The 25,365-nt window shown below is 47.4% G+C and carries 27 protein-coding genes; 3 read left to right on the forward strand and 24 right to left on the reverse strand.

Features of this window, described 5'->3' with window-relative positions; genetic code table 11:
- Positions 1-178 precede the first annotated feature (178 nt).
- Positions 179-691 (reverse strand): GNAT family N-acetyltransferase, encoded by a 513-nt coding sequence (locus Q7V21_RS14625; RefSeq protein ID WP_304917986.1) that lies wholly within the window; start codon positions 689-691, stop codon positions 179-181.
- A 412-nt stretch (positions 692-1,103) separates the two neighbouring features.
- Positions 1,104-2,105 (reverse strand): helix-turn-helix domain-containing protein, encoded by a 1,002-nt coding sequence (locus Q7V21_RS14630; RefSeq protein WP_304917987.1) that lies wholly within the window; start codon positions 2,103-2,105, stop codon positions 1,104-1,106.
- Between the two features lie 230 nt (positions 2,106-2,335).
- Between Q7V21_RS14630 and Q7V21_RS14635 the strand changes: the two genes are divergently transcribed.
- Positions 2,336-2,800, forward strand: coding sequence for a hypothetical protein (locus tag Q7V21_RS14635; RefSeq protein WP_304917988.1), 465 nt, complete (start codon positions 2,336-2,338; stop codon positions 2,798-2,800).
- A gap of 158 nt (positions 2,801-2,958) precedes the next feature.
- Here Q7V21_RS14635 and Q7V21_RS14640 read toward each other — a convergent pair whose 3' ends face one another.
- From Q7V21_RS14640 to Q7V21_RS14710, 15 genes are all read right to left on the reverse strand, one after another.
- Positions 2,959-3,366 carry a DUF3224 domain-containing protein gene (locus Q7V21_RS14640; protein WP_304917989.1) on the reverse strand — a complete coding sequence of 136 codons (408 nt, stop codon included), beginning with the start codon at positions 3,364-3,366 and terminating at the stop codon, positions 2,959-2,961.
- A gap of 51 nt (positions 3,367-3,417) precedes the next feature.
- Positions 3,418-4,026, reverse strand: coding sequence for a GyrI-like domain-containing protein (locus Q7V21_RS14645; RefSeq protein ID WP_304917990.1), 609 nt, complete (start codon positions 4,024-4,026; stop codon positions 3,418-3,420).
- An 18-nt stretch (positions 4,027-4,044) separates the two neighbouring features.
- Complete coding sequence (locus Q7V21_RS14650; RefSeq protein ID WP_304917991.1) at positions 4,045-5,124, reverse strand: alpha/beta fold hydrolase; 1,080 nt, start codon at positions 5,122-5,124, stop codon at positions 4,045-4,047.
- Between the two features lie 87 nt (positions 5,125-5,211).
- Positions 5,212-5,727 (reverse strand): hypothetical protein, encoded by a 516-nt coding sequence (locus tag Q7V21_RS14655; protein ID WP_304917992.1) that lies wholly within the window; start codon positions 5,725-5,727, stop codon positions 5,212-5,214.
- Positions 5,728-5,752: 25 nt separating this feature from the next.
- Positions 5,753-6,220 carry a VOC family protein gene (locus tag Q7V21_RS14660; protein ID WP_304917993.1) on the reverse strand — a complete coding sequence of 156 codons (468 nt, stop codon included), beginning with the start codon at positions 6,218-6,220 and terminating at the stop codon, positions 5,753-5,755.
- A gap of 25 nt (positions 6,221-6,245) precedes the next feature.
- Positions 6,246-6,617 carry a toxin-antitoxin system YwqK family antitoxin gene (locus Q7V21_RS14665; RefSeq protein ID WP_304917994.1) on the reverse strand — a complete coding sequence of 124 codons (372 nt, stop codon included), beginning with the start codon at positions 6,615-6,617 and terminating at the stop codon, positions 6,246-6,248.
- Between the two features lie 66 nt (positions 6,618-6,683).
- Positions 6,684-7,157, reverse strand: coding sequence for a VOC family protein (locus Q7V21_RS14670; protein WP_304917995.1), 474 nt, complete (start codon positions 7,155-7,157; stop codon positions 6,684-6,686).
- An 84-nt stretch (positions 7,158-7,241) separates the two neighbouring features.
- Entirely contained in the window at positions 7,242-7,709 is a 468-nt protein-coding gene (locus Q7V21_RS14675; RefSeq protein ID WP_304917996.1) for an SRPBCC family protein, read from the reverse strand.
- A gap of 24 nt (positions 7,710-7,733) precedes the next feature.
- Positions 7,734-8,261 carry an SRPBCC family protein gene (locus Q7V21_RS14680; RefSeq protein WP_304917997.1) on the reverse strand — a complete coding sequence of 176 codons (528 nt, stop codon included), beginning with the start codon at positions 8,259-8,261 and terminating at the stop codon, positions 7,734-7,736.
- Positions 8,262-8,520: 259 nt separating this feature from the next.
- A complete protein-coding gene (locus Q7V21_RS14685) occupies positions 8,521-8,868 on the reverse strand; it encodes a DUF1697 domain-containing protein (RefSeq protein WP_304917998.1) in 348 nt (115 codons plus the stop codon).
- A 161-nt stretch (positions 8,869-9,029) separates the two neighbouring features.
- A complete protein-coding gene (locus tag Q7V21_RS14690) occupies positions 9,030-9,383 on the reverse strand; it encodes a DUF1428 domain-containing protein (RefSeq protein WP_304917999.1) in 354 nt (117 codons plus the stop codon).
- Between the two features lie 419 nt (positions 9,384-9,802).
- Positions 9,803-10,828: an IS110 family transposase gene (locus tag Q7V21_RS14695; protein WP_304918000.1), complete on the reverse strand. Its 1,026-nt coding sequence runs from the start codon at positions 10,826-10,828 to the stop codon at positions 9,803-9,805.
- Between the two features lie 90 nt (positions 10,829-10,918).
- A complete protein-coding gene (locus tag Q7V21_RS14700) occupies positions 10,919-11,656 on the reverse strand; it encodes a hypothetical protein (RefSeq protein ID WP_304918001.1) in 738 nt (245 codons plus the stop codon).
- An 81-nt stretch (positions 11,657-11,737) separates the two neighbouring features.
- Complete coding sequence (locus Q7V21_RS14705; protein ID WP_304918002.1) at positions 11,738-12,145, reverse strand: VOC family protein; 408 nt, start codon at positions 12,143-12,145, stop codon at positions 11,738-11,740.
- 55 nt (positions 12,146-12,200) lie between these two features.
- Positions 12,201-12,677 carry a VOC family protein gene (locus Q7V21_RS14710; protein WP_304918003.1) on the reverse strand — a complete coding sequence of 159 codons (477 nt, stop codon included), beginning with the start codon at positions 12,675-12,677 and terminating at the stop codon, positions 12,201-12,203.
- A gap of 135 nt (positions 12,678-12,812) precedes the next feature.
- On the opposite strand from Q7V21_RS14710, the gene Q7V21_RS14715 reads away from it, so the two are divergent.
- Positions 12,813-14,264, forward strand: coding sequence for a PLP-dependent aminotransferase family protein (locus tag Q7V21_RS14715; protein WP_304918004.1), 1,452 nt, complete (start codon positions 12,813-12,815; stop codon positions 14,262-14,264).
- A 143-nt stretch (positions 14,265-14,407) separates the two neighbouring features.
- On the opposite strand, the gene Q7V21_RS14720 is transcribed toward Q7V21_RS14715, so the two are convergent.
- Positions 14,408-15,730: a type II toxin-antitoxin system HipA family toxin gene (locus Q7V21_RS14720; protein ID WP_304918005.1), complete on the reverse strand. Its 1,323-nt coding sequence runs from the start codon at positions 15,728-15,730 to the stop codon at positions 14,408-14,410.
- Positions 15,727-15,966, reverse strand: coding sequence for a helix-turn-helix domain-containing protein (locus Q7V21_RS14725; RefSeq protein ID WP_304918006.1), 240 nt, complete (start codon positions 15,964-15,966; stop codon positions 15,727-15,729). Before Q7V21_RS14725 ends, Q7V21_RS14720 begins: the two co-directional genes overlap by 4 nt.
- A 168-nt stretch (positions 15,967-16,134) precedes the next feature.
- On the opposite strand from Q7V21_RS14725, the gene Q7V21_RS14730 reads away from it, so the two are divergent.
- Complete coding sequence (locus tag Q7V21_RS14730; RefSeq protein ID WP_304918007.1) at positions 16,135-16,308, forward strand: hypothetical protein; 174 nt, start codon at positions 16,135-16,137, stop codon at positions 16,306-16,308.
- An 88-nt stretch (positions 16,309-16,396) separates the two neighbouring features.
- On the opposite strand, the gene Q7V21_RS14735 is transcribed toward Q7V21_RS14730, so the two are convergent.
- The 5 genes from Q7V21_RS14735 to traC form a co-directional block, all read right to left on the reverse strand.
- Positions 16,397-19,432, reverse strand: a complete 3,036-nt coding sequence (locus Q7V21_RS14735) for a conjugal transfer protein TraG N-terminal domain-containing protein (protein WP_304918008.1) — start codon at positions 19,430-19,432, stop codon at positions 16,397-16,399.
- An 11-nt stretch (positions 19,433-19,443) separates the two neighbouring features.
- On the reverse strand, positions 19,444-20,811 hold the full coding sequence (locus Q7V21_RS14740) for a conjugal transfer protein TraH (protein WP_304918009.1): 1,368 nt from the start codon (positions 20,809-20,811) through the stop codon (positions 19,444-19,446).
- Between the two features lie 113 nt (positions 20,812-20,924).
- On the reverse strand, positions 20,925-21,977 hold the full coding sequence (traF, locus tag Q7V21_RS14745) for a conjugal transfer protein TraF (RefSeq protein WP_304918010.1): 1,053 nt from the start codon (positions 21,975-21,977) through the stop codon (positions 20,925-20,927).
- Complete coding sequence (locus Q7V21_RS14750; protein WP_304918011.1) at positions 21,974-22,753, reverse strand: hypothetical protein; 780 nt, start codon at positions 22,751-22,753, stop codon at positions 21,974-21,976. The genes traF and Q7V21_RS14750 overlap by 4 nt, the downstream gene beginning before the upstream one ends.
- 37 nt (positions 22,754-22,790) lie before the next feature.
- On the reverse strand, positions 22,791-25,196 hold the full coding sequence (traC, locus tag Q7V21_RS14755) for a type IV secretion system protein TraC (RefSeq protein WP_304918012.1): 2,406 nt from the start codon (positions 25,194-25,196) through the stop codon (positions 22,791-22,793).
- Positions 25,197-25,365: the final 169 nt, after the last annotated feature.

Genomic DNA, 25,365 nt, shown 5'->3' on the forward strand with positions numbered 1-25,365 from the left:
TGTGGTTTTAGCCACTGACAAGCCTATTTTAGGCGGATAAGTGGTAAAATCGGTGCCAGCACGATAGATCTTGGTGCTTCGTATTAATTATAACATATTGTATTATATGGCATATTTTGATTTTCTTTCAGGCACTAATTAGAAACATAGAGTACAACACGCCATTACAGCCTATGGATTACGCCTTTCTGCGTTGTATTTCTTTTGCCATTTTGACCAATTCAAAAGCCTCTCCATTCGACAAATTTTGCTTGAATCTCTCAAATTCAGAAAAACCACACTTTTTATAAAATGGCTCGCCAGAAAGTGTAGCTGTCAAATATAAAGCCTGAATACCTCTACGCAAACATTCACTCTCGCAGGTGGTAAGGAGGTGCGTAGCAACACCTCTTCGAGCAAAATCTGGATGCACGAAAAAGCCCCTTATTTCTGCTTTCTGTACCCTCTGGGGCATAAAAGGCTCAGAAACATCAATTGCCCACCCCCCGCAACCGATGATTTTCTTTTCGTACTCAGCAACAAGGAAACTGCCAGCGGCAATCAATTCTTCTATGCCGCTCACTAACTCCAATGCCGTTTCAATTTCTGACTTTTTATAGTATTGCGGCTGAAGTATTCGGGCAGATTTGGAAATTAGTGCCTGGATATGAGCGAAATTTTCCAGACTAGCTTCATAGATGCTTGGATTCATAAACCAAACCTAAGTAACGGGGCTAAGCAAACGTAGCAACAGCAAAAACCAAGCTACGAATGTGCAGGATTCCTGAAGAAAACCAAAAAAAAACTGTCCGCAACCACCGTAGCTGACGAAGTCAAACCGATACCGGAAACTCTCGCGCCAGAAAGCCTAACTAATATCAGACATCCTAAATGACGCAAAACATTGCGTCATTTGTTTGCCTAATGGTTTGTAAAATTGTAAAACAAAAATCATTTCATTGAACTATATCAAATTAACCTATGCTAAAAATAACCAAGAAACGCTTCATGACTTTGTGATATCCCTATAGATCAAAAATGCGGTGTTTCGTTTGTCTGACCCTGTTCGCTAAATGATAACCGAGGCAATTAACTTGCCAGTTCTAGGGCGACTGTTGATGCCGCTAGGCTTCAACGTGTCTAAACTCACGAGGAGAACAACCAAACTGCTGTTTAAAGGCGCGACTGAAATGCGAGAGATCATTAAATCCCCAGCGAAACGCAATATCGGATAGTCGATGGCCGACATGAACCGGATTCAGCATATCCTTCCGGCAGTTCTCTAATCGACGTTTCCAGACATAGCGCATAAGAGAAGTCCCCTCGTCTGCAAAGAGATCGTTGATATAACGTGATGACAAACCTACACAGTTGGCAATCATGGTGGAATTTATAGTCGAATCAGCAAGTCTTTGCTCGATAAATGCCTTGATACGGTTAATTGTAATCGTCCGACTTCTGGACAAGGAGTAATCAACTGGACGCACGGATGCAACGGCTAATGTCAGTAAGTCGAGCGCATGATCGGAAAGAGTAGAAAATTCATACGCTTTTAAGTGATCGGTTTGGCTGGCAAGCGAACGTAGAAAATTCGATGCAATCAATCCGGCTCCCACCGTGCCTGGAATACGCAGGGCTGTACAATTATCGATCCCGGCTATACGGTCTCTAAAGCGTGCGCGAGGAATTGAAATAATCAGTTTCGTAAAATCCTTAGGACACTGTATTCGATGCGGCCTGGTGGCATCGTAAATGGTCATATCGCCCGGCTGTAAAAAAACCTCCCGGCCATTCTGCATCATCAAGTAATCACCGGAAACAAGGATGACCGCGAAGTAAGCATCCTGACTGTGCAAATACGGTTCCTGCGGTAACCGTTCAATAGTAAGCGCACTAGATCGAATGACCGATAGCTGCAGATTGTTCCAGGGATAAATAACCAGGTTTTGAAACATGGCATCTTTGGCAGGAGAGGTTATTGCAACATGGGCATACTCACGGCATATCACCTCGCGCAACCACTCCTGTCTTTCACGCGGTGGAATATCGTTTGTCGAAAGCTTAAGACCAGCAACGCCTTTGTTGCTCAGAAGTTTCGAGGAGGAGGATGAAGTATTAATATCCATGTACCGGACCTTTGCCAATTATGAACACTGAAAATCTGTTTCCCTGTTAAACATTAGCAAAACAGCCGTTTTAATCAAGTTTTAGTTCCGTTTCACACCAGCGGGTAACGGCAAAAACGGTCATACTAAAAACTTCAACTGGCTAGATAAAACTACTTTGGCAATTGTCACACACCGGGCACCAAGCGATGTCAGTTTTTTGCCAAATATAAACTTTGAGGGAATCGACAATGTATCAAAATTCTAAACATGCAGGCAATATCGTTTTACTGAGAGGCGCCACCTTGTGGCTGTTAGTGGCATTGGTTTTAGCATGGTGTCTGGTTTTTATGAAATTAGAGTTACCTTTCATAAAAATAATTTTTAAAGATTTCCACCGATTACTTCAGGGACACATAGATTTTTTATTAATGAGTGCTTTGCTCTTAGGCTTTTATGCCGCGAAAGTACCCTTGCCCTGGCATGTGCGATGGTCTATGGTCATCGGTGCCTTTACCAATTCAAGTTTGTTTCTTATGCAGTCCATGTTTCCAGTATTGGAATCACCATCAGAGGGAATATTTCCCATGGCATTCCGTGTTTTTTTAATGATCAGTATTACCATCACGACATACGGATTTGGTAGGGGGGCGATCATTATTTTCCGATCAACGCTTGAAGCTAGTGTTTCGGACATACCGTATATAAACCAATGAAACTAGAAAGTAATTACAAAAATATCAATCGGGCAGACAGCGAATAGCCCACGACGGGCTAAGGCGCGAAGCCCATCGTTCGCGACTGATACCCGCAGGGTACAGGGCTGCACGTTTTTTAGCCCATGCTCCGGCTTTAAAAAACGCAGTTAAGTCGTTCAAATACCCGTTCGCCCAGACAATTCATAATCAAATTCGTAGTAATGTTTGCCGCCCTCGATCCTGATAGTCATTTTCCCCGAAAGCCCAATGAGTTCGCCTGCCCCGGAATCTGGCAAGACCTCCAGGACAAGATGATCATTGCCGTGACTCATGGTGCCAAAATGCTGTAAAACAAAGCTGCCATTCTTGCCCGATAGACTTCCGCTGACTTGCTCGATGGCAACATAGCCAGCAGAACCCTTTACAGTGGTCATCGCACTCAGCATTTCGCCCTTGCTCTTCGCCGTTAAATCGCCATTGAATACCTTATCAATCGACATTCGACCAAGATTGATTCCACCATCTCCCGTAGCGTAAGTATCTAGCGGTTGAAGATTAACTTCAAAGTCTCCTGCTGCTTTCATATTTCCTCCTAATTTCAATCAATTTATGAATCCTCATGTCAGAGTTAGCCCTCATTGCATTGGCTGCCTGATGATGGTTTTCCATTTCGCCGGGTCAGCTTTCCGAATATCGCTTAAGTAAATTTCGTGATGTTTCCCAGTCCGGTTGCCTCTGGAATCAATGAACTGATGCACCTTCTCAATCGTTGGCCCTTCTTCGGAGAACGGGCCAATATGCAGGATTTGCGCACGCCTACCTTCCGAAAAGGCTTCCAGACGTAGCTTGGAAAGTGCCGTTGGATTCTTTTTCTTTTTCACATTGGCAATAGCACTGTCGATGATTTCCGGTGTGACAAAGGAAGGCTGCATGATCATCATTGTCCATTTCCAGTTGGATTTGTCCTCGGTGGTGAACTTCGACATATCGTCGGCCCACCAAAGACCTTCCAGTGGCATGACGCCATAGTCAATGGCCGACGAGCCCTTTTTGACCATGAACTTGATGGCATACGAAACGGCGAACAAGGCTTCAACCGCATCAGCATATGCCAGTGAGGTATTGGGATCCCCTTCGCCATCTATCATCAAGTAATTCATCGCCGGAACATCAACTTGAACAACTTCTTTGGCAGAAGGTTGATATAGATACTTCAACTCTTTCTTGAGGTTAATTTTTTCCATAGGTGCCCTTAATCACAGTTAACGATAGACTGAAGTAGAGATAGGTTCCGTTGCTAACGGCAAAATTTCATCAAGCATAACTTGAATGAATTTTTCGGGTTCTTCAAAGGGTGGGTTATGTGCCGATTCCTCGAACCATACCAGCCGCTTGCAGGGCGTATCGATTATTTTGAAATACCTCTCAGCGAGGACTGATGGGATGTGCCAATCGTGGCGGCCCAAGAAAAAAACTATCGGAACCTTAAAAGACCGGTAACGGGTGAGATCGACTTTGGCGTACTCAGGCCTTAGGCTTTCGAGGGAAAATCGGTTTCCTTGCCCAAACTTCATCAGGTCGACAAGATTGGTTTCATCGGTACTCAATGCCGCCTGGATTAGCTTCCAAGTGGAGATATCTTGATGAAACACTCCGCCGAATTTTTCTACCCACTTGCCTTTAGTCAATTCATCATCAACTGAGTGGGGTTGAGGGCTCATGGCTTGCAGGTCAGCGATAGCAACGCTGTTATCCCGCACGGTGGCTTGAGCGAGCGCCCACTCATACGAGTGCCGCTCGCCTTCGCTGAAATTTGCGATCTGTGCCACGCCGACGTAGGCAGCGACTTTTTCAGGATGCTCGTAGGCATAGATCGTGCCGAGTACGGTACCCCAGGAGTGCGCTAACAGTATGACTTTGTTTTTTCCGAAGCGTTGTTTGACGAGATCGACAATCTGGTCGAGGTCGCGCTCGAACTGATCGATGCTCATGGAGTCGCGGGAAATGTCGGAATGATAAGAGCGCCCAGCCCCACGTTGTTCCCAATACACCATCAAAAAGTGCTGCTCCAGTGCAGCATCATAGTGGCGAAATAAGGCCGATTCGCTGATGCCGGGGCCACCATGTAGCAGGATAACAACCGGTTTTTGCGTATCCACGCCGCGAAACCAGATGCTCTGGGGTATACCTCCGATGCTCACGGTTTCCATGGTCGCGATAGAGCCCGGTATGAGGTGACCATCCGCATCGACAAAGAGCGGTGTATAAGCACTACAACTGGTTAGCGAAAGCAGTAAAGCCACCCTTAAGATGAAAGCGATGAGGATGATTTTAATTCTCATGGTGTTGATTGATGCTGCTCATATTTGTTGGTGTTATCTTCTTAAGATTGACCATACGCTTTCCTTTCTCCGGGTTCACCAAGGTGGTTATTTACGAAACTCCGCTAATAAATGCTTCCCCCTCGCTCGCATCGCTGGGGTTCCTATAACACAAAGTTCTTCGATATGCCGCAAAACTTGTGGTCGCAAACTTTCATCACGCTCGGCAAGCTCTGCGAGCGCCTGCATGGAGAGTGTCTTGACGATGCTGCTGCGGTCATTGGTGTAAGACAGCAATAGGTCAATGACACGTTGCTGCTCGTTTTCGGTGAGCGGCAAACGAGCCAACATCGCGGCAACATGCCAGCGAACTTCCTTTTGCTCTATCCGGCTCAATTCTTCAATCAGCGTGTGCTTGTAAGGTCGCAGATATTCAGCGTGTAGGACAGTAACTTTTTCTACGGCATCCGCACAACGCATACACACCCGCGGGTCAAAGAGACTCATGCCCGAAATTAATACATCGAAAAGTTTGGGTTTATCCAACACTAAAGCGACCACTTCGTTCGATCTGCCGATGGAGCGACGGTCGCCGCCTTCGAGCATTTTCAGAATGGCTTGCATGGTGTTGTTACCCTAATTCAGAGAGCTATTCCTTGGCCGCAAATAATGCGTCGCAACGCTTCTGCATCTCCTCAAATGAGACATCCTCAATAGGCGTCATGATATGCCACTTATGCCCAAACGGATCGCACAACACGCCCGCACGTAAGCCATAGAATTGATCTTTTACCGGCTCAATTGCTTTTGCGCCTGCGTCAAGCGCAAGCTGGTAGGTGACATCAACGTCGTCCACGTACAATGCTATGGTCACAGATGTCCCGCCCAGCGTCTCAGGGCTTTGATTACCCCAATCAAGGTTTTCTTCCGCCAACATGATTTTGGAATCGCCAATTTGCAATTCAGCATGCCCAATTGCACCACCCATCAACAAGCGTCCGATTTCTTTTGCCCCGAACACCCGTTGATAAAACTGAATGGCCGAGTCTGCGCCCTTGACTGCAAGGTAAGGGGTGACAGCGTGCTCACCTTTGGGAATTGGTTTAAATGTACTCATGGTTTTCTCCTTTACGTTTGTGATCTTATTTCTTTGATTTGTAAGCCTTACTCTGTTTGATTGCCCCTGACTTATCATAGACATTCCATGCACCAACCTTCTTGCCGTCCTCGTACATTCCTTCGTCCAAAAGTTGGCCGTTATCGTAGTAGCGTTTCCAGAGGCCAACTTGAACAGCATTGGCAAAAGCGCCTACTTGTAGAAGTTGTCCGTTTTCACGCCACCACTCCCAATAGCCGTCCAATTCGCCGTTCAAGTACGCTCCGACAGCTTTCACGCCACCGCTCTTGTAGTAAAACTTCCATTTGCCATGGCGCTTGCCATTGTTGAGTTGACCCTCGCCTGATAGTTCCTTGTGTGACCCGTTAAGTAGTCCTGTGCTTGGCGGCTTCATCATTACTCCTTATCTGAACACGATGAAAATTCAAAATTCGGCAATGGTAGGCTCGCTCCCAATAACGTTTTAAGGCTGCTCATAAGCGCGCTTCAATGCTGCGATGTCAATTTTTGTCATTTGCATCATAGCCTGCATCACTCTTCCAGCTTTTGCCGGATCAGGATCGCTCAATAATTCTATGAGGACATTGGGTACAATCTGCCAGGACACGCCAAATTTGTCGTCCAGCCAGGCGCATTGATTTTCTTTCCCACCTGCGGAAAGTTTCGACCAATACTCATCAACTTCTGCTTGCGTTTCGCAATGCACAACAAACGAGATGGCGGGCGAAAACTTGAACATCGGGCCGCCATTGAATGCCGTGAACACTTGCCCATCAAGCTCGAAATTGGCGGTCATCACCGTACCCTTCGGCGCAGGTGCGCCTTCTCCGTAACGGTTAACACTCAAGATTTTTGAGTTTTTGAAGATGGAAACATAAAAATTCATCGCCTCTTCCGCTTGGTTGTCAAACCATAAAAATGGCGTAATTTTTTGCATGATATTTACTCCTAAATTTAAAGTGGCTGGGTTCAGCTAAGCTCAGCGTAATGCGCTGAATAACGAAGACAATTTAGTTTACTTTCAAGGCCTATCAGGGAAACGATCTGCGATGAGATTCAAGCTGATGTTATGCTCAAGATATGCCTTCGCCCCAGCCAGCACCAGCGCAAATCCCCCCGTTGAATCGAGTGCTTGGCTTACGATCTCATCGCCATCGCCGCTAAAGCCAGAGTTGGTGACGCTTACAAAAGTGGTATTATCGGATCGAGATGTGAAAACCCACTCCACCGTCGTAGGCTTTTCACCAACCGCCCCCCATTCGATAAGTATTCGCTTATTGTCTTCAATCGCTTTTACACTCACCTGCACTGAAATATTGTACATTTCCCAATCCCAGCGGATTTGTTTACCCACTTGAAGCCTACCGCTGCCTTTGGTGAACCAGAACTTGGCAGTGATGGCAGGGTTCACAAAAGCCTCAAACACCTCTGAAACGGGTTTGCGGATTAGCATTGCTGTCGTTGCAATGGGTACGTTTTGAATATTCATACAACCTCCAGTGGATGCAATCGTTTAATTCTCAGCAATAGCTTTCAGCGTAGCCAGCCCTTCTTCATATTTAGTACCCACCATTTTATCCATACTGAAAAACAGGCACATCACTTTGGATAGATAGGGGCTCGAACCATACATGGCTTGTGTGACAGTTGTCGTGTCGCCTTGTGGGACTAGCGTGAACTCAATGGTATTGTGGCCTTCAAATGGCTTGATAAAATCAATTTTGAGTATCACTTTGGATGGTGGGGATGACTCAATAATTTCCATACGCCCTTGCCCGACTTCATTGTTACCGTTCCACTCATACACCGCACCTATGCCATTGGCAGCTCCGCTGTGGGTGGTTTTAGCCGCAAGGTCGATTTTTTCCCACGGCGACCATGACTGCCATTGGTGAAAATCATTAATATGGGGAAATATCTTTTCGGGTGGCGCTTTGATGCTGAGCGAACGTTCAACGCGAAAGGTATCGGGTCGGGTTGCGGCATAAATAAGGATCGCGGCTATCAGCACGGCGATTATGATAATGATAATTTTAAACATGTTGATTCACCAAAAATGCTATTTTTACTAATTTCCAAGTTGGCGCTTGGGAGTTAGAGAAACATGGGCGAGCGTTCGGTTGCCATTCCCCTGATTTTGCATACGGTTCTCCAATTTCGATCAGTCATTGGAACACCAAGCAGTTTTTCACTACTGGCAGCGAGCTTGGATCTACCCACACCCTCTGGTGCATGCAGATAAAACATGCTATCCCTCAGATGAAACCGCTCGCTTTCCTTTTTAAGGCTTTCAAGCTTCTTTAAATCGGGATTTCAGGTGTGCAAGCCAGAAATCCCAGGTGTAAAGTACTGGGGGCGGTTTCCGCTTCGGGAAAAGGGTTTTCCGCAATCGCTTTTTCTATTTCATCAAGCCTCAAGACGAGAACGCAGGGATCGAAACCGCAGCGCTTCTTAATTTCGGTGCCTATCTTTTGGGAAAGATGTGGTGTGTCTTTTTCAGTGCTTTGAAATATTGCATTGCCACTCTGAATGTAAGTTTTGACGTTTCTAGCGCCGAGGCCTTTAAGCAGCGCAACGAGTTCTTTCATCGGCAGGGAATTCTTCCCACCAACGTTGATACCTCTGAAAAGTGCAATATAAGTATTCATTGAATTACCGTTTGAGATTCAGCCACATTAATGCCCAACGGGGCGCGAGTTCGACGGCGCTACGCGACGAATGCAGCGGCCGCCGAAAGTCGGGTAAGCTTGGACTAATAGGTTTGGCATGTTGGCTCCTTAAGAATAGGGCTGGTTAGGTGAACAGCTTTTTATTCTTCAACAATCATTTCAAATCCGCCGTATATCATACGCTTGCCATCAAATGGCATAGTATTCGGGTCATGCTGGCAACGCGGATCAGCCATGACTTTCTCCATACCCTGATTACGCACTTCACGCGACGGCCAAAGTATCCAGGAGAAAACCACTGTTTCGTCTGGCTTGCACTGGACGGCCATGGGGAAAGACGTAATTTTGCCTTCCGGCACATCATCTCCCCAACACTCCACTATTTTTAGCGCGCCGTGTTCTTTAAATATTACAACCGCCTCCTCAGCAAAAGTTTTATAGATTTCTCTACTTTTTGTGGGTACTGCAAGAACAAATCCATCAACATAATTCATGATATTTCTCCTGTAAGTTTAAGTATTTTTATAACACGCAAATTGTTTCATTTTTGTTGTTACCAGTGCGTAGTGCGTATGAAGCACAAGCGGAACATCGGAGCCTCGAAAGCCTGGATTCCGCAAGCTCCATCCATATATGGACACCTCCCGTTTTGCAAGCATTAATTACTTCAGGTTTTAGGGTACGACTGCACACGTATATCCGGCCTCCCAGTTGAGCGCATTGGCTCGGGCCATAATGGGCTATTCGCGCGTTTACTCCTAATCGGGCTATCGTGCTCTAAGGCACACCGGATGAATCAGGTTCTGTAAACGCCGGTTCGACCTGTTTACCATCAGTAGTTGTTGCTTAACAATCGTGAGTGAGTAACTCCTTTATCTCAACCGGCTTAAGTTTGAAAACTTGTTTTTCGAACTTAAGCCGGTTTGCCTTCCGGCAGGAAATCAGTTTCTTTGGTCAACAAGGCCCAGACAATGCGTGCATTCTTGTTAGCCAAGGCGACAGCAGCGATATTTTTATTACGTCGGCTGCATAAGTTTTGCAGCCAACGACTGCGCGGATCATCTTTTTTATCGGCGACTTTGAGCACCGCTCTGGCGCCGTGTATCAGTAAAGTTCTTAGGTAGGTATCGCCCCGTTTGCTGATGCCCAATAAGCAGTCTTTACCACCGCTGCTGTGCTGTCTGGGGGTTAATCCTAACCAGGCTGCTAAATCGCGTCCCCGCTTAAATTGTTTGGCATCACCGATGGCACAGACTAAGGCCGTGGCGGTAATGGGGCCAATGCCGGGGATTTGTTGCAGCCTTTTGGCCGTGCTGTTGCTGCTTGCCAGTTGCTGGATTTTTTTGTCCATTTCACTAGCCCGGTCATCTAGGGCGATTAGGTCTTGCTGTAAACTTTGCAACAAAGCCCTGAAATCAAAACTGAGCCCATTTTCAGCATCTTCAAGCAACAACGGCAATGCCTTGCGCAATGTCTCCACGCGACGCTCAACGACCATGCCATATTCAGCCAGCAAGCCGCGAATTTGGTTCACTTTAGCGGTACGTTGTTGCACCAGTCCGCTACGGATGCGATGCACCGCTTGAATATCTTGTTGCTCAATGGTTTTAATGGCCACAAAACGCATGTTAGGACGGGCAACGGCTTCACAAATCGCTTCAGCATCGTTAGCGTCATTTTTGTTGCCTTTGACATACGGCTTTACAAACTGGGGAGCCATCAGTTTAACGGTATGCCCAAGTTTCTGTAGCTCTCTAGCCCAATAATGCGCACTGCTGCACGCTTCTATGCCTATCAAACAGGGTGATAGTTTGGCGAAATAATTTAACATTTGATTCCGCCGCAGCTGTTTCCGTAATACAGGTTTTTCTTGATGATCTACGCCGTGAAGTTGAAAAACCTGTTTTGCTAAGTCTATGCCAATTCGTTTAATATTCATGGTGGATGCCTCCTCTAAGTGGTCTGATAGTTTAATTCTATCAGTCTGGCACCTTGATGCCGATAGGTGGGAGGTGTCCATCCCATTGGGCTACTCTTCGCTTTGACTCTGGGGCGCTGGTTCATACAGCCTGGACAATGATGTCAGATGGAGCAAAACTGAAACCGGTACAAGGAACACCGGAATCAGTACTAGCGGAAATACGGTGATCAGTTCGTTGGGTTGATCGAAGTCAAAAAGTTGTACTGGAGACGGCGAGGTGAGGACCCCGGTCGAGACGGCCACGACAAGATCAACAAGACCAAAAATGTTCCATATAGAAACCAAGTCGGCGTTTACGTGCGGCGCGCGTGCGTATGCGAGCGCGACAACCGGTGCGAGCACGCCCACCAACACATCGCCGAGCCCGGCGGGCCAAGCGAACAGTCCCGGCAATCTGTCCGTCGCATAGAGAATCAGAAAAATAACCCCCAGCGCCCGATAGGCCTGAACACCCACGATCCATTGCTGAGGTACTGCATCGATTACCCGTCTTACTGACGGTGATCGCCAGATCAGGAATCCGCCGACGAGGATTGGCACAAAGATCCCGTATTGAATAGTAGGAATACGATTGGAGTCGGCATGGTAGGCTCCCAACACGGTAAGCACGGTGGCTAAAGCGAACCAACCAATTAGAATAATGGCTGTCGTTCGCACGACGGATCTGCGGCTGTGTGCCGGCCAATCAGCTTTCACCAGTCCGTTGTGTAACCCAAAAAGGATTGCGGCGATAATGCCCACGCTCCCTGTAAGAACATAATAAGGTAGATAGGTTGGAATAGTCATGATAGTGCCTCCTTATCAATCAATTGGTTTTCAGTGAGCCAATAAAATACCTCTTCATTTTTAGTCTGTGGTTATACACTGTTAACCTTGGTTTACTGCGTCAGGCTCCATATAAATCAGCTCCCAAATATGCCCATCCAGATCCTGGAATCCATGTGCATACATAAAGCCGTGGTCTTGTGGTTCGTTGTAAGTTGTACCTCCAGCAGCAACGGCTTTACTCACCATGCCATCGACACCAGCCCTGCTTTCGCAAGACAAACACAACAGCACTTCCGTGCTTTTTGTGGCATCGCAAATCGCTTTGGCGGTAAAGGTTTGGAATTTGGCCTCGGTCAACAACATGACAAAAATGTCTTCGCTCACAATCATGCAGGTGGCGGTCTCGTCGGTAAATTGGGCATTAAACGTATAGCCAAGTTGGGTAAAAAATTCGATAGATTTATTAAGATTCTTTACCGGTAAGTTCACATAAATTTGGGTATTCATTTGTGTTCTCCTGTGGAAAACTGATTGTTCGATGTACGGCTCACTGCAATACGCCTCACGCCGATTTTTCCACAAAGCAAGCCTCCATACGGCTTTGGAATTCACTTGGGTCAACATCTTCGATGTGTGTGCCGATCATCCATTGATGTCCAAAAGGATCGACCACACCGCCCATGCGATCACCCCAGAAGTGATTTTCTGGTGGCATGGTTGCCTTGGCGCCCGCCTTGATCGCGTCGGAAAAGGTGGCGTCAACATCGGTCACGTAGAGATGCAGTTTGACCGGGCTGCCACCCAGTGTTTCTGGCGAAGTAGATGCACATTCCGGATTTTCATCCGAGATCATGAATATAGAATCGCCAATTTTGAATTCGCCGTGGGCTATTTTTCCATCTGGCATATTGAGTCGGCATAACTCGGTTGCGCCAAAGGCTTTTTTGTAGAATTCAAGCGCATCGGATGCGTTCCGGACTATCAGGTATGCGGTAAGCGTGTGGTAGCCGTCGGGGATGGGTTTTATGTTTGTGGTCATGATTGCTCTCCTGATCCAGGGTTAGGATTGGTATATCGTGTCTAAGTAACGCTAACTGCTCGGATTGATTAGCATTGGCGGTTAAATAATACAACCCGGAGTGGTACAATAACAGAGCCACATTACAGAGTAATTATGGATCCAATTTTTGAGTTGTCCTTAGTTTTGCCGACGCGTGATTCGCGCAATCTGCTCCGTGCGCTGCATCATCAGTTACGTGCCGCTATTGTGAATGGAAAATTGCAAGCCGGTTTACGGTTACCGGCAACACGTAAACTCGCTGCCTTGGCTGGCGTATCGCGCAACACGGCCGTGGCCACCTATGATTTATTGCAAAGCCAAGGCTATATCACTATCCGTCCCGGCGCGGGTGCATTTGTGGCTGATAATACCTCCAGGCTGGCATGCCACAACACCTCAATCAGTAATTCCAGGGCGGATGCTTGTCTCAGTGCATTTTGGCGTAATCCGCCGGCATTATCGGCACCCTTCCAACCCCCCTACCGTTTTGATTTCAGAATCGGCCTTTGTGACAAATCGGCTTTTCCGTTTCAAGTCTGGCAACGCTTATTGTTGCGTTCGCAACGGTCATTATCGAAAGCCCTCGCTGCTTATTCCGACCCGCAAGGCCAATCAACTTTACGGAATATGATCGCCACGCATGTCTCGACTATACGCGCGGTTGCGGTTCTGGCGGATGACATCGTGGTCACGGCAGGGACGCAGCAGGCCTTGGACATACTGGCTCGAATTTTGGTTACGCCTGGACAAACCACTGTTGCTTTCGAAGATCCCGGGTATAGCCCCGCACGCATCGCTTTTGCTGCTGCCGGTGCTAATGTTGTTACCGTTCCGGTTGATAAAAACGGCATCATCGTTGAGAAAATTCCACCCGGCACACACATCATTTACGTAACGCCAACTCACCAATTTCCACTGGGTTATACGATGTCCATAGCGCGGCGTGTGGCGCTGCTCAACTTTGCACACAGCCGTGACGCTGTCATCATAGAAGATGACTACGATAGCGAATTCCGTTATAAAGGCAGACCTCACGAAGCACTGCAAAACCTCGACCATAATGACTCAGTGTTCTACCTGGGCACTTTTTCTAAAAGTTTATTCCCCTCGCTTCGGCTTGGCTTCGTGTTGACTCCACCCTGGGCCCGTCACGCCGTTGTCGCAGCCAAGCGGTTTAGTGATTGGCATAGCCCCATTCTCGAACAAGAAACCTTAGCGGCTTTTATTGCGGAAGGGCATTTAGCCCGCCATATCCGCAAGATGCGAAAGGTCTATGAAGAGCGGCGTACCGTCCTGACAACTGCTATTAAACGCCATTGTGGCGATCTTTTGGAGCCGATTCCAGCCGTTTGTGGCTTGCATCTTACGGCACTGGTCAAGGGTAATATCCAGGCAACGGCGATTGCTGTCCAGGCAGAAAAAATTGGGATTGGGCTTTATTCTTTGGATCGGTATCCGATTGCTGGAAACGGGCAGAATGGTTTTACCTTTGGCTTAGGCTTGATCAGGGCTGAACAGATTGACGACGCAATCAGTTGTCTTGCTGAGTTGATGCATGGGGCCTAGTCAAAAAAACTCAGGGTTCGACAGTAACAAAAGCCACCCTTAAATGCTTGGGGGGTGGCTTTTGCTGTTTCTGGAGTTACTGATTCGTAGTAGGTGACTTTGCAAGTATCCAATCTTTTTTCCTTCCTTGCCAGGTATACTCATCACACTTCAAAATTCGACTCGTCGGTATCTGGTTCATTTTCGACGTTGGGCTCAAATACTGTGTTTTTCAGCCTGGTTTTCATTTGCAATAAAGACCGAACTATTAACTTCTCAATATTATCAATCATAAGCAACTCATCAGGTTTAGAGGCACACAATCGAAGTCTTTCCACGACGATAGGCAAAGCTGATTCGATTCGCTTAATTATGTCTGTCATAACCTTCCTGACAAACTGCGGTTTTGTGTCGGTTTCGACTGCGAAGCGCTCCCAATGACGAGACATCAACCAGCGAGGTCGATTTTCTCCACCGATCTTGAAGGCAAACTTCTGGCTCAGGTTCGGATACACTGCGGTGCAAACCATATCGTAAAATGGAGCGAGTCTGGTTCTCTTTCCGACGGTCATTAATGACAAGTTTTTTGCGTGACCATCCATGTTGCCGACTAGAACATTGAATACCACCCACTCAATCAGTCGCTTTTTATCTGCGGCTGGCTGTGCGTTGCGCGCCAATACCGCTTTAAAGCAGACCTGTAAAGATGGGCCGCCCTCAGACTCATACTTTTTGCCGGACGGAATACCTAACACTTGGCAAATATCAATCTGGTGCAATCGGCGTAGCCGGTTATTCACATCAATCTTCCGATCGTAGCGAGTAACAACGACCGCATCCAATTCAGGCGCATAGCGCACCTCGGCGACATTGAGCCCCACCTCTTTCGCAAGCATCATGATCATCGCTTCATTAATCGCAGTATTGGGCACGTCTAAGCGATGATTTACTGATGGCTTAATAATATGACTAGACGGAGCAGCTCCAAGAGGAATTGACATGGCACCCTTTGAATCTATAAACACAGTCATCTTGTCCTGAGCCCCAGACAAAGACATTCGAGCTTGCTCCCCGGTAATGTCGAGCGGAATACCTCTTGATTTGTCAAACCATTGCAGTATCGCTTGTGGCGTCACAGGCAAATAATGAGGTTCATCGGATGGACGCATCCCTTCTGGAAGAAGCGAAAATTCTCCAGCCGTATCACCACCGAAACGCTCAAGTAATCCAAATACATTGCTGGATGATAGTTGCGCCGCTTTACTAATAAATTCAAGAACGTCGCCCTCAGGTAATAAATTCTCAAAAAAAGACATGACTGGTTCGCCGCGAAACTCCTGATCGATAAGCGGAATGTCTGGTGATAATGGCGTTGCCAATTCATTCGCCAGCCAGTCGGGTGCGTAAGCGAAGAACAGGCCGAAGCTATCCCCTTCATTCAAATGTCCAACCAAGACATCGTCAGCAAAAACATTGAGTCGTCTCATCGATCACGCTCCACAATCACGACATCAAGACCCAGTAAATCCAGGATATGCATGACCTTATCAAACTGCACCGTTCCTTTACCATTCTCCAAATCACTGATAAAACGGGCCCCTACCTGTCCTAGTCCAGCAAGATCGGCTTGAGTGAGTGCTTGCATTTTTCTATATCGAGCAGCAATATGACCGACATCTTTAGCTGATACAATATTACCGATCGGTAATTCTTCTTTGCTCATTGTTTACCACACCTGTAAATATTCCCGACCGGTAATTGTATAACACAAGCAAGTGGATTTATAGTAAAACGTTACCGATCGGTAATATTTATTTTTCCACACAGCACTCCTATCTCCTTTATTGAGTTGGCGTCATGTACTCATTAGTTCCTGGCTGGAAAAGCATTTTTGCAGTACCGCAAGCGTCAGGGGCAAATAGGCAATGTGCTGCCGGATTTCTTCATCGGCGCCCATGCGGCGGTGTCGGGTTATCAGCTCATCACCCAAAACCGAGGGCGCTTGGGCACCTATTTTCCGAGTGTTGAGTTGATCATGCCCGACTCGACCAGCGGGCTGAATTGATTTTCGAATTCCTTCAGCTCAAATTCTTTCTTTGCTTCGTGAAGTTGGGCGTTGAATTTTTGCGCAAGGGCTTCGGTGTCATAATGCATTATTCTTTCGGGATTGGTGGGAGATCGTTATCTGATGTATTGCTGTGTTTTGGCTTGCTATCACTGCCATAAGGTTTATCTGTAGATTTATCTACTGAATGAACTAAGTCCACAGCTGCATCCAAAGAGTGAATTAAGTTTTTCCCGTGGTTGTCATAAATAAGCCTACGTTCGTTTTCCGCCGCTCTGTCCAGCATGCCAGACATATTTTTGTTGTCATCCAGATGTCCACCCGATTTAATTCGAGCTCTAACTTCATCCGGACTACCGAGATTGGTGTTTTTGAGCGCATTTTCCACTTCTTGCCGTGGTCCGGCTGTTGATGATGTGTCTGATTTCGATTTCTGGACAACGCCATCTTTGCTGCCTGCTGATCCGCTTGACTCTTGCTTGCCGCCTGATGCTTGCGACGAATTTTTGGCGCCATGATCAGCGGATGTTTTTTGACCATGATCTTGATGAGTAGCTATTTGCTGTGCGGACTGCTTGTTAGATTGCCCTCGGCCATCACGGCCTTCAACGCCACCACCGGTATCAGGGTCGCCGTCTTTGCCTATAGCTCTCGACCTAAAGTCGGCAGCGGTTTCATTGCTGACAATATCTGCAACGGATTGGCTGTTTTTTTCGTGTTCCGCGTGGCTAAAGTTGACGCCTGATTCAGGGGATGTGGGTGCAAGGTACTTATCCATAATTGCCGCCGCTGCTATGGGATCCTGCTGATTAAGCATCAAATAACCCGCTAACGCAGCCCGATCACCCCCTGTAATCTCGGGCTTCTTTTTCTCACCCGGGAGCGAGGCGCTTGAGTTGTCAATTTCGCGTTGGGCATTACTGGAAAGCTCATTAAACGCATTAGGGCTCATGTTTTTTTCCAGGTTACTGGCTGCCTGGACGATATCGACGATCGCACCGGTATCATTCAGACGCCTCGCTAAATCATGCATAGGGAGCGTCAATGATTTTGCTGCCGAATCCTGCAAAGATGCAGTTTCAGTATACTTTTCCATGGCCTGATCTACGGCTTGCAACTGGCCGGCGTATTGTTCGCTTTGCGCTTTCATTTCCTCTGTGCCGGAAAATGCTTGATTTGAATGTTGTTGTGAACTTCCCTTTGTTGTAGATGTTTCATTGCCACCGTAAGAGCTGCTGTTAGCAACATTTTGAGCAACATCGGCTAACTCAGATGCCCGGCCCGCACTACTACCCGTTTTTGACATCAATTCAGAAGTGACGGCCGCACTAATAAATGCCCCGCCTCCTACACTTAAACCGCCCCTGACACCCGCTTCGACAGCTTCAGATTCTGCCTGAGTCATTTTTTCTGTCCGCCCCGTCGATCTATTGTTAGTATTCGCCCAATTGCTTCCTGCGTTGATAGTGTTGGTCATGCCACTCATAATGGATTGCACATCACTGTTCATGGTGCCCGATCGTTGAGTTGATTGCTCCATACGGCTGAGTGTCTGCGAAGCGGTGGCGCTTGAGCTACGCAAAGAGTCCGTCGCGCTTTGCGTTGCACGGGAAAATGTCGAAGATGCCGAAAACAGGGTATCCGCCATGCCCGATTTTTTTGCTCCGACGTTGGGTGAATATTCAGTCATCGAACCCAATTTCATTGGCGACTCCATTGAAATTGGATCGGGGGCAAGTCTGCCTGGATTCACGCTACTGGATACCCCCGATGTCATTTTACCCGAGAGGTTGGTCGCCGCAACCGAGCCGCCGTACACCAGCATCAATGATAAAGCCGGCACACTTGACGCCAGCATGCCGCCTGCGGACAACCATGTTTCCAGCGTCTGATAAAGCTGATCATGCATTACCATCGCAGACAGCGCGGATCCATTGTCAACGGCTTGAGTAGACATCGCCTCCATTATGCGGGTTGTCGCTATGGTGATATAGAGATTACACACGGCCATAACCGGCCCCCATAACGCAATCCAGATCATCATTTGGAAATAGCGCACCATCATGGTCATACCGGCAGGTCCGAGTGTTGCCAGGAATGCGACAATCGGCGATGTGGCTACGGTAAACATCTCAACAAAGGCCATTAGCGGCCGTGAAATTTCATTGAACATGCTCTGTTCACCTGCCCATTGCAGATTTAATTGCTCCCGACCTGTTCGCTTGATGAAAGCTGCAGGACCATCCTTTAAATAAGAGGCCATTAGGGCGTTGCGCATATACGTCTGCGCATTTATAGCGGCTATACTTAAAGCCTGTGCCGCAACATCAATTCTGTCTTCCGGATCGACCGATTGATCGCGAATGCCTAATATCCCGCGCGTGTATTTAGCCCACCGAGCTTTAAAGTCTTCGCCGTTTATGTACGTGTCAATAGTTATATAGGCCTGCTCGCATGATTTTTGTTCGCCTTCCGGCTTGCTTGGCAAATAGACCATAATGTCGCGGTTGATAAACGTCGTTTTCATGTCCGCCCACAAATCGGGGGATTTTTCCATTTTTTCTCGGGTGACCTCGTGAGCTCCTGTGGCGATTTCCAGGTCAAACATCACGCAGTTTTCAATGTACGCGTTGATGGATTTGGCGAGATCGCCGCCCAATGCACTGTCCGATCCCGCTGTCCCCGTCCCTATATTTCGTAGTTTGATCAGCGTATTGAGCGAATCCAGATAACCGTGTTGCAACATGCCGGCCTCGGTCGGCGTCGAGAATGCGGTCTCAAACAGTTCCGTTATTTTGACGCCCATGGTTGATATGACGGACATGGGCATTGCCACGCCTAACGGCACATTGGCGACGGTTCTGACCTCTCCTGTGTAAACGTCCTCAATGATAACCGTATCCTTTGGAATGAACATCACCCAATACAGGATGAGTCCCACCAAGGCATACCGCAAGGGGAATTCCTGGTTGGTCAAGTAGCGGAATGAAATTAACAACAGCCCAAGCGTAAAACCGGCTTTGATGAGATCGTTCAAATTATTGTTGCCGAATATCATTGCCGTACCCTGGAAGGCGTTGTACAACATTTCGGCATCACCGATACTTAGAACTTCGTAGGCCATACGATACTCAACTACTGGGTTTTATGGAATGCGTTATTGCGCATGTCATTTTCTATGTTCGAATAAGAATTAAGCACAATCGAAACGCCGGCAATCGTTTGTCCAACAACCCGGCGCTCTTCATTGATTTTTTCTCTCCTGTCCCGCATCGTCGCCAGTATCTTGGTGTCCATTTCCTTCCCGCTGCTTTCAACCGCATTTCTTACCGTGTCGTACATTTCATCGATAATTTTATTGGTGAGCTCTATCGCCAGAACATTAGTTAATTGCTCGGCAATTACACCGGCGGCGCCTGGTTCGTGCGCCAATCGTGTTAAAAGACCGTAAGCGCCCGGAGATGTTGCTTCAATAAATTGCTGCTCTTCAGAATCGAACACAGTCCCGCCGGCTCGTTCTTGCATTTTTCTCAGAATGCCGCCTGAGCAAGTGGGGCAAGTACCGCTGCCAAAAATCATTTTGCGCACACGCGCTCGCATTCCAGTCACTTGTATTGTTTCTGTGCTATCACCAGGCAGCAAACATTCGTCTGATTCGCATTTGTAAATTGTCAGCATTCCGCCTTCAATGAAATCCCTTGGCTCGATTTTGCTGGGTTTAAAGTTATATTCGATGCCACTGTCGTCCAATTTTTTTGCAGCGATGTAGGTTCCGGTCAGGCTCATTAGCACGGATTTAAGCTGCTCGTCACCGTATTGAAACCAGGACGTAGCGTTCGCATTATTCAGTGATTTGTAAACAACGTTGCCCGTGAACAGATTGGCTTTTCCTGCATCAATCGCCTTTTTATCGGGTGACGTACTTTTGTCCTCTTTCGCCTGAAACCAATCCGATACGAAACCGGTATCAGCCGATATTTTCGTTGACAAATTGCTCTTGAACGTTTCATTGATCGACTCCAGACCTGGTCGTACCGTGTTATCCACAATAAACTTTCCGGCTTCACAAGAATTCCTCATTAACGAGTTAATAGCCGCTACGTCTCTTTGCAACTTGGCTATGACTTGAGCACAGGTTGGGCACATGCCTTCAATCGCCAGCTGGAAGGCATAACCCATTGCAGCTTGTGCAATGCTGCGCGAGAGCTGGGTAAATTGCGCACTATTAATAAACGAGAACGATCCCCCATATAAATCAATCCCGCCACAACCCGCCTTTGCGCCAGGCGGTACAAATGAAATCAGGTTGGGATTTACGACTTTATTGCGACTGACAATACTCCCGCCAGTAATCACTCCACGCCGCTGCGTTTCATAGGAGCCCCCCGGCGTAACGTTGATCATGTCGGAAAACATCCCTGCAAGCTCTTGATCCAGCCCCGCTTTTGCAGGCCCGGATACTAAAAGCAGTACGTAAATTAAAAACAGCAGGCGACTACGCATAACTAGATCCAGGCGACATCTTGAAAGCAATCAAACCCTCTCTCATCAAAATCACTTCCAGGGTTTTTTTCAGTCTCTTAACGTCTTTTTGGGTTGCCCACATAGTTAAAATCTCAAAATTGTTTGCGTAAGTTGTCGCGAATGGTTTTGACCAGTTCGTTTGGATTTTCCATCACGCGCTCATTAATGCCCTGAATGGTCTGGTTATCCACCTGCATGGGTTTTACTTTCAGGGTATCGTTATAGTCGGTGTTATTCAGCCAGCCATTTTGTCGAGATAAGGCAATGGCCCGTTTGATAATTTCGTCACCCGACAACAAACCCTGTCCAAGTTGAATGGCTCCACCGTTCTGTCCCGGCTTGACCAAAAACAGGGCGGGTGTCGTTTCAACACCCAATTTCTTTGCTTGACCACGATCAATCGTGAAATCAGGGAATTCACCGCCAGGCAGGGGTAACCCATCCAGGGCAATAGACAAAACCTTGAAGCCGTAGGCATTCATCAAGCCTTTTAGGACACCGGCTTCCTTGATGCAAAACTGACAGGTACTGGCGTAAAAAAACCAAAGCCCCGTGTTTTCGGCGAGTTTTTTAGCCGCTTTTTCAGTTCCCTGAGTCGCTCTATCGTCCATGGCAAAGGCGCCGAAGGTTGCGATGGGGCGTCTTGAATTTTCGTCTAGCACAGGATCGCTCATCACCACTTGCTGTGAAACCTCGGTAAACTTCTCGGCCTTATCCAGCATCACCCTTTGCAGGTACATGTAAGCCGACACGTTCTGAGCCGTCGGCTCATCAATGGCTTGGTCACGATACTTTTCCATATTTTTGCGAAACCACTCTGCCGATAACGGTTTGGCTTCGAGCGGTTTCACTGGTGGTGACTCTGCTTTTTTTTCCTGGGAAAGAGGTAGTTCAGGTAATGGTGCAACGTCATTTTCAACCGGCTCTTCATCAACAGCCGGGTCTTCATACCAAAACCAACCCCTCTCCTTGTCTTCGTAAAAAGGTGAGCGGTTCAAAACGAACGGCGACTGCTCGCGTCCGTCTGAGACGCCGTAAAACAACGACGAGCCATCCCCATTTGCTGCCTTATTTGCTTCACCGGCATTTACCAAGCCGCCGCATGACAAGGCGAACAATAAGCCTGGCGTGAGCGCTTTTATCATGCAGCTGCGTCTTCTTTTTCTTTAAGTTCGGACGTGCTTGATTCTTCGACCTCGACCTCGCCTTGATCTTTGATATCTTTACTTGTTTTTCTGGGTTTTCTTGCCGGAGCAGCTTCCTCGATTGTTTTATTTGTTTCTGCTGTTTCTTCGTCCAGTTCCCCTTCATCAGTAGATGTCGCTGCTATCAGATTGTTATCGGCTTCTGCTTCTTCATTGGTTGATCGTTGTGAACGCACACGATCTCTTAGTCCCAAGCTAATCGTCCTGGATTTGCCCTGTATGCTCCTTAGTTCGCTTTCGATTTCCACCATGGCTTTTATACGTTGTTCGTCGTCAAGTACGCACGCGAGCCAAAGAGAACTGAGTTTTTCGTCCAGGTCTTGAGCCATTTTGATGGTTTGCAGAAAACGATTGGCTAATGGGTCAATGATGGTCACATTCAGCTTCTCAAATTGCGGTGTCGTTACCTTAATGTTGTTATTGGCAAGAATGTGTTCGGCAACCGTGATTTTTTTCCGCAGGCTTTCATTCACTTCGTCCATCAGATCACTAATGTCTTTGGTTAGGGAATTTTCAACGCCATTGATACGGGAAGTGCGCGAATAAAAACGAATCAGATACACCGCACGCGATAACCCGTCGAAATGTCGACGGTAAATCCGTCGTATGTTGGGCGATAAATGTGCTTCAACGACAATACGACTGTCCCTGCATTCGCTGATGAAATTTCGTCTGATATAGCTATCTCGGGGTGTGGGTTCGGTTTTTTCTGCCATGGTATTGCCTCAATGGGTGATATTAACGTTTAGGGGGTTAGCCATCTGAAACAAGAATGTCTTCGATCGCTTCCGCAGTGGTCATGCCGCGACTGGTTCGCTCCGATATTTTTTTAATGTCGTCCGGATGGGTTGAGTAAAGTAGCTTGGTGTATTTATCCACCATCAGCCGGCCGATCCCCACGCCATAACTGGTTACGAAAAATATTTCAGAATATTGCCCGGTCACGGTATGCACTGATTTCAAAAACGTATAACCGCCATCTCCGATCATTAACCGGTTCTGGCGCTTAATGGATTCAATGGTTTCCGGTTTTTGATAAAGCAGGTAGAGATTGGCCGAGTTTTCAGCGATCGCCACGCCAGACGGTGAGCCGTACAGGTCATTGAGTGACTGGGTAATGGTTATGGCGGCCCCGTTATATTTTCGAAAACGCCGGTAACCCGTCTCAATGAATTTGGCAATATTGCCTTTTGCCAGCAAATCCCAAGCTTCGTCGATAATCAGAATCTTGCGTTGATCGCGATTACCCAGGTACATGGCTTGCTGGATCTGGTAGATGAGAATCAGCAACACGACTTGTTGTAAATGGCCACGACCCTTAAGCTCTTCGAGCTCAAGACAGGTCAGCGCATTGTTGAAATTGACGTTGTTTTCCCCATTAAAAAACCGGCCATATTCACCGGTACTGGTAAATGCGAATAACTGGTGCCCCATATCCACCACACGGCGGTCTTCGTCCTGGAGCAATTTCTCAGCAACCCGGTCAACGGTCATTCCGGCTTCGTGCTCATCCCACAGTTCTTTCAGGATTGAGCGTAACCTGGCGTGTTGAAGATCGGACAGCTTATCCTCCATGGCGGCCATGGACATCACGATGCCTACCAGCATGTCGGCTTCTTCATTGTAATTTTTGATAATCTGAAACGGATTCAGACAAATTTGGCTTTTTTCACCAAATTCTACAAAGTCGCCACCAATGGCATGGGCCAATTTCTCGTAAGAACGCCCAATATCGATCACCCAGCATTTGGCGCCGGAGCTGATATACGAGGTAATAATATCGTTCGTCAAAAACGATTTTCCGGATCCGGACGCCGCTACGATGCAAGTGTTGTAGTTGGTGTTGGAATCAAACATATCCATATTCATGATCTGGCCGCCGCGAGAAATAAACGTCAACTGCGGCGTACCGGTACCACTCCAGTCAGAGATGATGGGCAGAAATTCGACAGCGTGTTTGGAGCCGCAACGTTTGTAACGCTGCAGAAATCGCACGGCTTTGGGATCGGCGCAAAGTGGCAGCGAATTGACTAACATCGGAAGGGTGATGTACCTGTCTTCTTTCATGCTCCAGCCGATTTCGCTGAAATAGGTTTGGGCTTCTGTTAGCCGGGCTTCACTTTTATCCAGCGAGTCGGTAAACAACCCGATACATAAATTGATTTTGAGAATCCGGTCACCGTCGTTAATGGACTTGAACAGCAGGTCGGTGCTTTCTTTTTTGAATAGCAATTTCGGATTGAATTTCAACATGGGGCCGAACGCTTGATAATTGACGGAGTTCCGTTCTTTTTCGGCCTTCTGTTTTTCGATAACATTATCTGGAATAAAAATATTCAGGTTGATAAAAAAGTTACCGTGAATTCCACGGGCGCCGGTTAATGGGTCACCAATCATGCGCCGCATGCTATGAAGGCTCATCTGCCCTAGCAATCGACCCGGCGAAAGGATGCGCAGGCGTTTATTGCCGAGCCAGACACCGTTGGCATCGGTCTGCATCATGTCGTCGTACTCACTCAGCTGCTCGTTAACGGGCGTCGTGTTATCATAATACGGGGCAGGGCTGCGCCAGTTGGCCGATGGCCCCCAATGTAAAAGCTGTCCCACTACCCGCAAGTACAGTTCGGCGTCCATTGTCTGCGGGACAAACCCTGCGGATTTCAGTGTTTGCTCAAACGACAGGCGCAGATCGCGTGCAGCCGAAATTTCATGTTGTTTCGGCAATTGTTTTTTTTGCTCAAGGGGAAGTTTGATGGTAAAAACGACCTTGTATTCACGCACATACGATTGGGCATGCAGACTGATCGCTTGATTTGAGCCTTCTGTCAACATTTTCAGGCGATTATTCAGCGACTCTTTCAGCGCTTCATCTTTGGTGTTGCGGATGTGCTTAATCTTGTCCAGTGTCGGACGAATATCTTGAGACCCCATCAGCATGATTTGAATGAAGCTCTCTTTGGGGTAATCGAACGAGAACAGGACATTCAATCGCTGGGTTACTGACTCGTCACCGCCCGGCAGTGGTTTGGCGACAAAACCAAAACCGATAGCACCATCGGCCATGGTGAACAGATGTGTTTCCTCGTCAAAGGATTCAACCGGGACAAGTTCGCTTAACGTGTGTCGCTTGAGTTGTTTTTCATAGACATATGCGCCCATATAGGATCTCCTGAATTTAAGAAAACAGGCTGTATTTTAAAAGAGCCATTTTCTTTATGTCGGGTCGAAAGACGCGCTTTTTCGGCCTCTTTTGTTTCTCAAAAACATTTTGAAAAAAAAGCCGCTCATTTTTGATGGCGGCCTCTTTAAACACTCACTAACGAAAGAG

Source organism: Methylophaga sp. (genome assembly GCF_030651745.1).

What these genes read in the sequence shown, in the direction of transcription:
- Q7V21_RS14625 (WP_304917986.1), bottom strand. Translation starts at nt 691, where the DNA reads ATGAATCCAAGCATCTATGAAGCTAGTCTGGAAAATTTCGCTCATATC.
- Q7V21_RS14630 (WP_304917987.1), bottom strand. Translation starts at nt 2,105, where the DNA reads ATGGATATTAATACTTCATCCTCCTCCTCGAAACTTCTGAGCAACAAA.
- Q7V21_RS14635 (WP_304917988.1), top strand. Translation starts at nt 2,336, where the DNA reads ATGTATCAAAATTCTAAACATGCAGGCAATATCGTTTTACTGAGAGGC.
- Q7V21_RS14640 (WP_304917989.1), bottom strand. Translation starts at nt 3,366, where the DNA reads ATGAAAGCAGCAGGAGACTTTGAAGTTAATCTTCAACCGCTAGATACT.
- Q7V21_RS14645 (WP_304917990.1), bottom strand. Translation starts at nt 4,026, where the DNA reads ATGGAAAAAATTAACCTCAAGAAAGAGTTGAAGTATCTATATCAACCT.
- Q7V21_RS14650 (WP_304917991.1), bottom strand. Translation starts at nt 5,124, where the DNA reads ATGAGAATTAAAATCATCCTCATCGCTTTCATCTTAAGGGTGGCTTTA.
- Q7V21_RS14655 (WP_304917992.1), bottom strand. Translation starts at nt 5,727, where the DNA reads ATGCAAGCCATTCTGAAAATGCTCGAAGGCGGCGACCGTCGCTCCATC.
- Q7V21_RS14660 (WP_304917993.1), bottom strand. Translation starts at nt 6,220, where the DNA reads ATGAGTACATTTAAACCAATTCCCAAAGGTGAGCACGCTGTCACCCCT.
- Q7V21_RS14665 (WP_304917994.1), bottom strand. Translation starts at nt 6,617, where the DNA reads ATGATGAAGCCGCCAAGCACAGGACTACTTAACGGGTCACACAAGGAA.
- Q7V21_RS14670 (WP_304917995.1), bottom strand. Translation starts at nt 7,157, where the DNA reads ATGCAAAAAATTACGCCATTTTTATGGTTTGACAACCAAGCGGAAGAG.
- Q7V21_RS14675 (WP_304917996.1), bottom strand. Translation starts at nt 7,709, where the DNA reads ATGAATATTCAAAACGTACCCATTGCAACGACAGCAATGCTAATCCGC.
- Q7V21_RS14680 (WP_304917997.1), bottom strand. Translation starts at nt 8,261, where the DNA reads ATGTTTAAAATTATCATTATCATAATCGCCGTGCTGATAGCCGCGATC.
- Q7V21_RS14685 (WP_304917998.1), bottom strand. Translation starts at nt 8,868, where the DNA reads ATGAATACTTATATTGCACTTTTCAGAGGTATCAACGTTGGTGGGAAG.
- Q7V21_RS14690 (WP_304917999.1), bottom strand. Translation starts at nt 9,383, where the DNA reads ATGAATTATGTTGATGGATTTGTTCTTGCAGTACCCACAAAAAGTAGA.
- Q7V21_RS14695 (WP_304918000.1), bottom strand. Translation starts at nt 10,828, where the DNA reads ATGAATATTAAACGAATTGGCATAGACTTAGCAAAACAGGTTTTTCAA.
- Q7V21_RS14700 (WP_304918001.1), bottom strand. Translation starts at nt 11,656, where the DNA reads ATGACTATTCCAACCTATCTACCTTATTATGTTCTTACAGGGAGCGTG.
- Q7V21_RS14705 (WP_304918002.1), bottom strand. Translation starts at nt 12,145, where the DNA reads ATGAATACCCAAATTTATGTGAACTTACCGGTAAAGAATCTTAATAAA.
- Q7V21_RS14710 (WP_304918003.1), bottom strand. Translation starts at nt 12,677, where the DNA reads ATGACCACAAACATAAAACCCATCCCCGACGGCTACCACACGCTTACC.
- Q7V21_RS14715 (WP_304918004.1), top strand. Translation starts at nt 12,813, where the DNA reads ATGGATCCAATTTTTGAGTTGTCCTTAGTTTTGCCGACGCGTGATTCG.
- Q7V21_RS14720 (WP_304918005.1), bottom strand. Translation starts at nt 15,730, where the DNA reads ATGAGACGACTCAATGTTTTTGCTGACGATGTCTTGGTTGGACATTTG.
- Q7V21_RS14725 (WP_304918006.1), bottom strand. Translation starts at nt 15,966, where the DNA reads ATGAGCAAAGAAGAATTACCGATCGGTAATATTGTATCAGCTAAAGAT.
- Q7V21_RS14735 (WP_304918008.1), bottom strand. Translation starts at nt 19,432, where the DNA reads ATGGCCTACGAAGTTCTAAGTATCGGTGATGCCGAAATGTTGTACAAC.
- Q7V21_RS14740 (WP_304918009.1), bottom strand. Translation starts at nt 20,811, where the DNA reads ATGCGTAGTCGCCTGCTGTTTTTAATTTACGTACTGCTTTTAGTATCC.
- traF (WP_304918010.1), bottom strand. Translation starts at nt 21,977, where the DNA reads ATGATAAAAGCGCTCACGCCAGGCTTATTGTTCGCCTTGTCATGCGGC.
- Q7V21_RS14750 (WP_304918011.1), bottom strand. Translation starts at nt 22,753, where the DNA reads ATGGCAGAAAAAACCGAACCCACACCCCGAGATAGCTATATCAGACGA.
- traC (WP_304918012.1), bottom strand. Translation starts at nt 25,196, where the DNA reads ATGGGCGCATATGTCTATGAAAAACAACTCAAGCGACACACGTTAAGC.